This is a genomic window from Marinobacter sp. (assembly GCF_033722735.1).
Classification (GTDB): domain Bacteria; phylum Pseudomonadota; class Gammaproteobacteria; order Pseudomonadales; family Oleiphilaceae; genus Marinobacter.
Genome location: NZ_JAWVYN010000030.1, coordinates 26086 through 34699, shown reverse-complemented (window position 1 = coordinate 34699; position 8614 = coordinate 26086). Strand labels below are relative to the sequence as shown.

The following is an 8614-nucleotide window of genomic DNA, read 5'->3' as shown; positions in this document are numbered from 1 at the left end:
GCGGCCCTTGCGGCGACCACGCCGAGGACGACCGGGTTCCATTCGGATGGCCCGGTCCAGGTTGCTACCAGCGTGACCAAACCGCTGTTTGCCGAAGTAGTTCGGGCACCCCCGCTGTTTGATGGCAGTCAGGGCCTGGTCGATGGCGTCCCGCTCCCCGACCACATCGAGCAGGGTAATTTCGAAGACGTTACCCCGATGATCGCCCCGGCGCAGTTTCTTTACGTAACGATGGGCCGCCAGCAACCGCCAGTGGCCGGCCACCTCGGCCAGGAAAGCCTGATCCTCCGCTTCCATGCCCGGCCGGTAGATGCTGAACCACTGCCGGGTCACCGCATGCCGGTCTTTCAGCCCGCAGAACCCGACATCCTGGTCGCGGCACCCTGCCAGGCCCGCCAACTGCCGGGCCACGTAGTCGGTGTTGTCCCCCACCTTTTCGAGGCGAAGGCAGAGATGCTCCCCGTCGCCGGAGACCACGCTTACCGGCTCCCGAACCTGTTCGGGAAAGCCGGGCAGTCCCAGGTCCTCATCCACGAAGAACGTGGTTGGGTCCGCTTTCAGGGTGGCCAGCCCCACCCGTCCGGGTGCCGCCGGCCACTGCAGCTGCCAGGTAGGCGATCCCTCGTTCATGGCCGCTGCGGCTCAAGCAGGCATATTGCCTGGCAGGCAATGCCTTCCCTGCGGCCAGTGAAGCCGAGTTTTTCGGTGGTGGTCGCCTTGACGCTGACCCGGTCCACGCTGACGTCGAGATCGGCCGCGATGTTTTGACGCATCGCCATCACGTGGGGCGCCATCCGGGGCGCCTGGGCGATGACGGTGGTATCCACATTCACCACCTGGTATCCCGCCTCCGCCACTCGGGCGACCACCGTCCGCAACAGTTCCCGGCTGTCCGCACCGGCCCACTCCTCGCTGGTGTCGGGGAACAGGTGTCCAATATCTCCCAGCGCCACCGCGCCCAGCAAGGCATCGGCCAGCGCATGCAGCAGGACATCGCCATCGGAATGCGCCTTGAGTCCACATTCATGGGGAATGGTGACGCCACCAAGGATAACGTGGTCCCCTTCGCAGAAGGCGTGGACATCGAACCCCTGTCCTATTCGCATGTGGTTCTCCTGAATCAGTCGCTGCCTTCGGTTCGGGCCAGTTGGCCGAGGACGAACTCGGCCATGGCCAGATCCGCCGGCACGGTAATCTTGATATTGTCCGGTCGCCCTTCCACCACCTGTGGTGTCGCACCGGCCATTTCGATGGCGGAAGCCTCATCGGTGACGGGCTGCTGGCTGGCTTCCGCCTGCTGCAATGCAGCGACCAGCGCCTGGTAACGAAACATCTGCGGGGTTAACGCCCGCCACAGCCGGCTTCGGTCCTGGGTACCCACAACGCTCCCGGTGGTCCTGTCAACGACCTTCAGGGTATCGGCCACCGGTGCCGCCAGCAGGCCGCCGGTGGGATGATCCGCCAGGGCGTGCATCAGCCGCCACAGGTCCTCCCGTCCCAGGCAGGGCCTGGCCACGTCGTGAACCAGCACCCAATCCTCGCGGCGAGCCTTCTCGCCCAGCGCCAGCAAGGCGGCCAACACCGAGTCGGCCCGTTCCCGTCCGCCAATACAGGTGGACACGCGACTGTCCCGGCTGGCCTCGGTGCTGGGCCAATACTCATCCTGGGGGTTCAGGGCAACCATACAGCCATCAAAACGGCCATAGTCGAGTAAGCGGGAAAGGGTGATATCGAGGAGATATCGCCCCTGGATGCGCAGGTACTGTTTCGGGCAATCGGCCCGCATACGCTGGCCAATGCCGGCCGCTGGAATAACCAGCCAGAAACGGGGATTGTTCATAGGAGAATTCTAGTGTCAGCGAGAGCGGCGGCATCAAGTCGGCGGCCCCGTCACTCAGGGCTCCACCACAAGAAAGAAGGTTTCGTCCTGGCGAATCAGGCCAAGGTTCATGCGAGCGCGCTCTTCGATGGCTCCCTGCTCGTTACGCAGGTTGCGGACCTCCGCATACAGCCGTTCATTGCGGGCCGCCAGGGTCGCATTCTCGGCATACTGCTCGGCAATCGCTCGCTGAAGGCTCCAGACCTGCGCAAAGCTGCCCTCCCCGATCCACAGGCGGACCTGCAGCAGGAGTATCAGCACAATCATGACAGACCACAGAACCTTCATGGCAGATATCTTGGAGTCTCTTCACCGGCCGGAGTATAGACAAAGGCTGTCGTCTCCCGGAGGTTAACCTCCAGGATAAACAACAGCCTTAAGAGTCTAGCCTAACCTATTCAGCCAGGCGACGTTTTGTCACTTACCCCTGGCCCTTGATTTCACTCAGCCCGCGGTAGGGAGCGGCGCCGTCCAGGTCGCCCTCGATCCGCAGCAGCTGATTGTACTTGGCCACCCGGTCAGACCGGCACAGGGACCCAGTCTTGATCTGGCCGGCACAGGTCGCCACCGCCAGATCCGCAATGGTGGTATCTTCCGTTTCACCGGAGCGGTGAGAGATTACCGCAGTATAGCCGGCATCTTGGGCCATTTTGATGGCATCCAGTGTCTCGCTCAGGCTGCCGATCTGATTGAACTTGATCAGGATGGAGTTGGCAATGTCCTTGTCGATGCCCTGCTTGAGAATCTTGGTGTTGGTCACGAACAGGTCGTCGCCCACCAGCTGCACCTTGTCACCCAGCTTCTCGGTCAGGACCTTCCAGCCATCCCAGTCGCTCTCGTCCATACCGTCTTCGATGGACACGATCGGGTAACGCTCGCACAGGCCGGCCAGGTAATCCGCAAAACCGGCGGAATCGAAGGTCTTGCCTTCGCCGGACAGCTGGTACTGGCCGTCCTTGTAGAACTCGGAAGACGCACAGTCCAGCGCCAGGGTCACGTCCTTGCCCAGCTCGTAGCCGGCCTGCTCCACCGCTTCCTTGATGGCCGCCAGCGCGGCTTCGTTGGACGGCAGGTTCGGCGCAAAGCCACCTTCGTCACCGACAGCGGTGTTCAGGCCCTGGGCCTTGAGGACTTTCTTGAGGCTGTGGAAGATTTCCGCACCCACCCGCAAGGCTTCGGCGAAGCTCTTGACCGCCACCGGCTGGACCATGAACTCCTGGATGTCGACGTTGTTGTCGGCGTGCTCGCCACCGTTGAGGATGTTCATCATCGGCACCGGCATGCTGAACTTGCCCGGAGTGCCGTTCAGCTCCGCAATGTGCTCGTACAGCGGCTTGCCCAGGGAGGCGGCCGCCGCCTTGGCCGCTGCCAGGGAAACCGCCAGGATGGCGTTGGCGCCCAGCTTGGCCTTGTTTTCGGTGCCATCCAGATCCAGCATCAGGTTATCCAGGCCACGCTGGTCGGCCGCGTCTTTACCCACCAGAGCCTGGCGAATAACGTCGTTGACTGCGGCCACCGCCTTGGTGACGCCCTTGCCCAGGTAACGGCCGGCATCCTGGTCGCGCAGTTCCAGCGCTTCACGCGAACCGGTGGAGGCGCCGGACGGGGCACAGGCACGGCCCAGGGTACCGTCCTCGAGGATAACGTCGGCCTCGACGGTCGGGTTACCGCGGGAATCCAGCACCTCACGGGCTTTGATGTTGGCAATTGTGGTCATGCGTTCTTCTCTCCAACGTTTTCAGTTCAATTCACAAACAGCAATGGATGAAATCGGTTACCCGCCGCCTCAGTCAGGCGGTGTCGATGGCGGGAAAGCTCTTGACCAGGTCGTCGATGGCCTTGACCTGGCTCAGGAAAGGCTCCAACTGGCTCAGCCGCAGTGCACAGGGACCGTCGCACTTGGCCTGCTCCGGATCGGGGTGGGCTTCCAGGAACAGACCGGCCAGGCCCTGGGACATTCCCGCCTTGGCCAGATCGGTTACCTGGGCACGACGACCGCCGGCGGAATCAGCGCGTCCACCCGGCATTTGCAAGGCGTGGGTGACGTCAAAAAACACCGGGACATCCAACGCCTTCATGATGCCGAAGCCGAGCATGTCCACCACCAGGTTGTTGTAACCAAAGCTGGTACCCCGCTCGCACAGGATGACCCGGTCGTTTCCGGCTTCCTCGCACTTGCGGATGATATGACCCATCTCCTGGGGAGCCAGGAACTGGGCCTTCTTGATATTGATGACGGCGCCCGTCCTGGCCATGGCCACCACCAGATCGGTCTGGCGGCTCAGGAAGGCCGGCAGCTGGATTACGTCACAGACTTCCGCCGCCGGAGCGGCCTGCTCCGGCTCATGGACATCGGAGATGATGGGCACGCCGAACTTGCTCTTGATGTCTGCCAGCAGCTGCAATCCCGCATCCAGGCCGGGGCCCCGGAAGGAGTTGATGGACGAGCGGTTGGCCTTGTCGAAGGACGCCTTGAAGACGTAGGGGATCCCCAGCTTGCGGGTCACCTCCACATAGGCTTCAGCCACTTCGAAGGCCATGTCCCGGGATTCCAGTACGTTCATCCCGCCGAACAGCACGAAGGGCCGATCATTGGCGATGGCGATGTCCGCAACGGTAACTTGTTTCTGTGCCATGACTGTCTGTTCCTGTCTGATTCCGGCGCCCTAGGGTCTGTTGCCCCTAACCCAAAACGCCGACGCGGGATCCCGCATCGGCGTTGTCTAACCTGCCATCAACCTTTGTGACGAGCCAGGGCCGCCTCGACAAAGCCCTTGAACAGCGGGTGACCGTCCCGGGGCGTTGAGGTGAATTCCGGGTGGAACTGGCAGGCCACGAACCAGGGATGGTCCGGCACCTCCACCACTTCCACCAGGGCGCCATCGGTGGACCGACCGGCGATACGCAGCCCGGCTTCCTCGAGCTGCGGCAGGAAGTGGTTGTTCACCTCATAGCGGTGACGGTGACGCTCGCGGATGGTCTTCTTGCCGTAGCACCCGGAGATGGTGGAACCCTCGGTGAGCACGCAGTCCTGCGCACCCAGGCGCATGGTGCCCCCCAGGTCCGACTCGTTGGAGCGTTCTTCACGCTCGCCGCTGGCGTCCAGCCATTCGGTAATCAGGCCCACCACCGCTGTCGGTGTATGCTCGCGGAACTCGGTACTGTGGGCACCGGACAGGCCAGCCACGTTGCGGGCATATTCGATCACCGCCACCTGCATGCCCAGACAGATCCCCAGATAAGGCACCTTGTTTTCCCGGGCGTACTGGACCGTGCGAATCTTGCCTTCCACACCGCGCTCACCAAAGCCGCCGGGAACGAGGATCGCGTCGGCGGATTCCAGCGCACCGGTGCCGTCACGCTCGATGTCTTCAGAATCGATGTAGTTGATGTTGACCTTGGTCCGGGTCTTGATGCCGGCATGGAGCAGCGACTCGATCAGCGACTTGTAGGCGTCCAGCAGCTCCATGTATTTGCCCACCATGGCGATGGTGACCTCGTCCTGCGGGTTGAGCTGGGACTCCACCACGTCGTCCCACTCACTCAGGTCCGCTTCACCGGCTTGCAGGTTGAAGCGTTCAATGATCAGCTGATCCAGGCCATGCTCGTGGAGCATGCGGGGGATGGCGTAGATGGTCCTGGCATCCTGCAGCGGGATGACCGCGCGCTCTTCCACGTTGGTGAACAGCGCAATCTTGCGACGGGAGCTGGCATCCACTTCGTGCTCGGAACGGCACAGCAGGATGTCCGGCTGCAGACCGATGGAGCGCATTTCCTTCACCGAATGCTGGGTCGGCTTGGTCTTCACTTCACCCGCCGTGGCGATGTAGGGCACCAGGGTCAGATGCATGAACAACGCACGCTGGGGGCCGACTTCCACCTTGAGCTGGCGGGTTGCCTCCAGGAACGGCAGGGATTCGATGTCACCCACGGTGCCACCGATTTCCACCAGGGCCACGTCCGCGCCGGCGGCGCCTTCCACCACTCGGCGCTTGATCTCGTCGGTGATGTGGGGAATCACCTGAACGGTACCGCCCAGATAGTCGCCCCGGCGTTCCTTGCGGATCACCTCTTCATAGACACGGCCGCTGGTAAAGTTGTTGCGGCGGGTCATCGGGGTGCGGATAAAGCGCTCGTAATGGCCCAGATCCAGGTCCGTCTCGGCACCGTCTTCGGTGACAAACACCTCACCGTGCTGGAAGGGACTCATGGTGCCGGGGTCGACGTTGATATACGGGTCCAACTTGAGGATAGTGACCTTTAGGCCGCGTGCCTCCAGGATTGCAGCCAGCGAGGCGGACGCAATACCTTTCCCCAAGGAGGACACAACACCGCCGGTGACGAAAATATAACGCGTCATGCAGATTCCGTGTGATTTATCTGGTTCGGTGAAGGAGGGAGATTGTCATCTCAAGATGGGACGCCAGACTACCAGAACCGCCCTGTGTTCTCAATCACAATCCCGCTCCACGACGATCCGCCAGCCGCTCTCCGGGGCGGCCCCGGAGAACCTGGGAGACAACCACAGACCACCAATGCCGACCAGCTCACTGCGCTCATAGAAAAGCGGTAGCCGCGCACGCTGCCAGGGGGGAACGGCCTGCTCCTGCAGCCAGTTCTTCAGTGACCGGGAGGGGCCGCCAGGCACCGGCCGGAACCGCTCACCACCGCCCCGGGCACAAACCTGGATTCTCGGTATTTGCGTACACCCGGCATCGACCTGGTTCAGGCTGATCCGCAGACGGTCCCATCGGACGGACTGGCCAGCGGTCAGCTGATCGATCGACATCGGCATTTCGGCCTGATCGGCCACCAGATACAGATGCCCCCGGAACCTCCGTACGGTGAAACCGTCCCCCCGAAGTTCCGGCTCCCGATCCGGGGCCGCCTGGATCAGCTCCGCCAACACCAAGCCCCAATCCTTCAGCTCCGGCAGCCGATAGCCCGCTCGCGCTATCCACCAGCGTAGCAGGTTTTTCTGTTCCGTCAGGGAGAGTCGGGAAAGCTCCGCCAACACCAGGGTACCCTGGTCGCTGCCAACCTGGGCAAAGCGCAGCTGAGCCAGCGATTGGGACAGTTCCGCAGCTTCACGACAGGCCGTTGCCGTGGCATCCAGCCGCGCCAGCAGGCTCGGCCAGCGGGCTTTCAGGCGCGGTACAATGCCGTGCCGGAGAAAATTGCGATCGAAGCGCTGGTCGGTGTTACTGGGGTCCTCCGTCCAGCGAAGACCGGCCGCCTCAGCCCAGGCCTGCAGCTGGGCACGCTCAACGTGAAGAAAGGGCCGCGCCAGCCAGCCCCGCCCCAAACGCCGGCGGGCAGGCATACCGGCCAGGCCCGCCACCCCCGACCCGCGTAGAAAACGAAACAGCACGGTTTCCGCCTGATCGTCACGATGGTGGGCCATCAGCAACACGCCGCCGTCAGCCAGAACCTGCTCGAAGACCTGATAGCGGGCCTGGCGGGCGGCCTCTTCCAGACCGCCCACGCCCTGCTCGGGCTGGTCGACCACCACGCGACGGCACAGGAAGTCGACCCCCAGCGCCTCACATTGCCGGCGACAGGACGCTTCCGTTTCCATTGAATTGGGCTGCAACTGATGATTGACGTGGACGGCCGTCAGGTGCGCGGAGGGCGGCAGACAACTGGCTGCCACTTGCAGCAGGATGGTGGAGTCGAGCCCGCCACTGAAGGCGAGGAAAATCCGCGATTCGCCCCGAAAGGCCCTCACCGGTTCGGTCAGGGCTTCGGGCCAGGCAGTATCCGGGGGGCGGGAGTTACCGCCCGGACTCATAACGGGTCAGGCGCTCGTAACGGCGGGAAACCAGTTCAGCCTCGGGCAGGCGCTGCAGCTCATCCACGCCCTTGACCAGGGCTGCCTTGAGCGAGCCGGCCATCTCTTCGGGGCTGCGATGGGCACCACCGAGAGGCTCCGGAATCACATTGTCCGCCAAGCCCAGATCCTTGAGCCGGTCCGCGGTAACCCCCATGGCCTCCGCGGCCTGGGCCGCGTATTCCGCACTCTTCCAGAGGATGGAAGCGCAGCCCTCGGGCGAGATCACCGCGTAGGTGGAGTACTGCAACATGTTGAGCTGGTCACAGACGCCGATCGCCAGGGCGCCACCAGAGCCCCCTTCCCCAATCACGGTGGAAATGATGGGGGTCTTGAGACGGGACATCACCGCCAGATTGAAGGCAATGGCCTCGCTCTGGCCCCGCTCTTCCGCGCCAATCCCGGGATAGGCGCCGGGCGTGTCGATGAAGGTGAGGATCGGCATCCGGAAGCGCTCGGCCATTTCCATCAGCCGCAGGGCCTTGCGGTAGCCCTCGGGCCGCGGCATGCCGAAGTTACGCTTGACCTTGTCTCGCACCTCCCGGCCTTTCTGGTGACCGATGACCATCACCGGCGTACCGTCGAGCCGCGCCGTGCCTCCGATGATCGAGAGATCGTCGGCATACCTGCGATCCCCATGAAACTCGTCGAAGTCGTCAAACATCAGGTCGATGTAGTCCTGGGTGTAAGGACGCCGGGGATGACGGGCAAGCCGTGCAATGTCCCAGGGCTGGAGATCGGAGAAGATGCTCTCGGTGAGACTGGTGCTCTTGCTCTTGAGCCGGTTGATCTCATCGTTGATGTTGATGTCGGTATCGTTACCCACCATCCGAAGCTCTTCGATCTTGGCTTCGAGATCGGCGATCGGCTGTTCAAAGTCCAGATAATTCGGATTCATGACGTTC

General features: G+C 62.9%; 9 protein-coding genes. All 9 read right to left on the bottom strand.

The genetic code is table 11. The features are described 5' to 3' along the window. Window positions 1-630, bottom strand: a 630-nt coding sequence (gene truD, locus R3175_RS16555; protein WP_318945441.1) for a tRNA pseudouridine(13) synthase TruD, incomplete at its 3' end; no start/stop codon positions are given. Next, the gene (gene ispF, locus R3175_RS16550) at window positions 627-1106 is read right to left on the bottom strand and encodes a 2-C-methyl-D-erythritol 2,4-cyclodiphosphate synthase (protein ID WP_318945440.1); all 480 of its coding nucleotides are present in this window, start codon (window positions 1104-1106) and stop codon (window positions 627-629) included. The genes ispF and truD, both read right to left, overlap by 4 nt. Before the next feature lie 14 nt (window positions 1107-1120). Continuing rightward, on the bottom strand, window positions 1121-1840 hold the full coding sequence (gene ispD, locus R3175_RS16545; RefSeq protein ID WP_318945439.1) for a 2-C-methyl-D-erythritol 4-phosphate cytidylyltransferase: 720 nt from the start codon (window positions 1838-1840) through the stop codon (window positions 1121-1123). Between the two features lie 54 nt (window positions 1841-1894). Then, the gene (locus R3175_RS16540) at window positions 1895-2167 is read right to left on the bottom strand and encodes a septum formation initiator family protein (RefSeq protein WP_318945438.1); all 273 of its coding nucleotides are present in this window, start codon (window positions 2165-2167) and stop codon (window positions 1895-1897) included. A gap of 133 nt (window positions 2168-2300) precedes the next feature. After that, complete coding sequence (gene eno, locus R3175_RS16535; protein WP_318945437.1) at window positions 2301-3596, bottom strand: phosphopyruvate hydratase; 1296 nt, start codon at window positions 3594-3596, stop codon at window positions 2301-2303. 73 nt (window positions 3597-3669) lie between these two features. Next, window positions 3670-4515 (bottom strand): 3-deoxy-8-phosphooctulonate synthase, encoded by an 846-nt coding sequence (gene kdsA, locus R3175_RS16530; RefSeq protein ID WP_318945436.1) that lies wholly within the window; start codon window positions 4513-4515, stop codon window positions 3670-3672. Window positions 4516-4613: 98 nt separating this feature from the next. Continuing rightward, complete coding sequence (locus R3175_RS16525) at window positions 4614-6239, bottom strand: CTP synthase (RefSeq protein WP_318945435.1); 1626 nt, start codon at window positions 6237-6239, stop codon at window positions 4614-4616. A 90-nt stretch (window positions 6240-6329) separates the two neighbouring features. Beyond that, window positions 6330-7670, bottom strand: coding sequence for a tRNA lysidine(34) synthetase TilS (gene tilS / locus R3175_RS16520; RefSeq protein ID WP_318945434.1), 1341 nt, complete (start codon window positions 7668-7670; stop codon window positions 6330-6332). After that, window positions 7654-8607: an acetyl-CoA carboxylase carboxyl transferase subunit alpha gene (gene accA, locus R3175_RS16515; RefSeq protein ID WP_318945433.1), complete on the bottom strand. Its 954-nt coding sequence runs from the start codon at window positions 8605-8607 to the stop codon at window positions 7654-7656. The genes tilS and accA overlap by 17 nt, the downstream gene beginning before the upstream one ends. Window positions 8608-8614 lie beyond the last annotated feature (7 nt).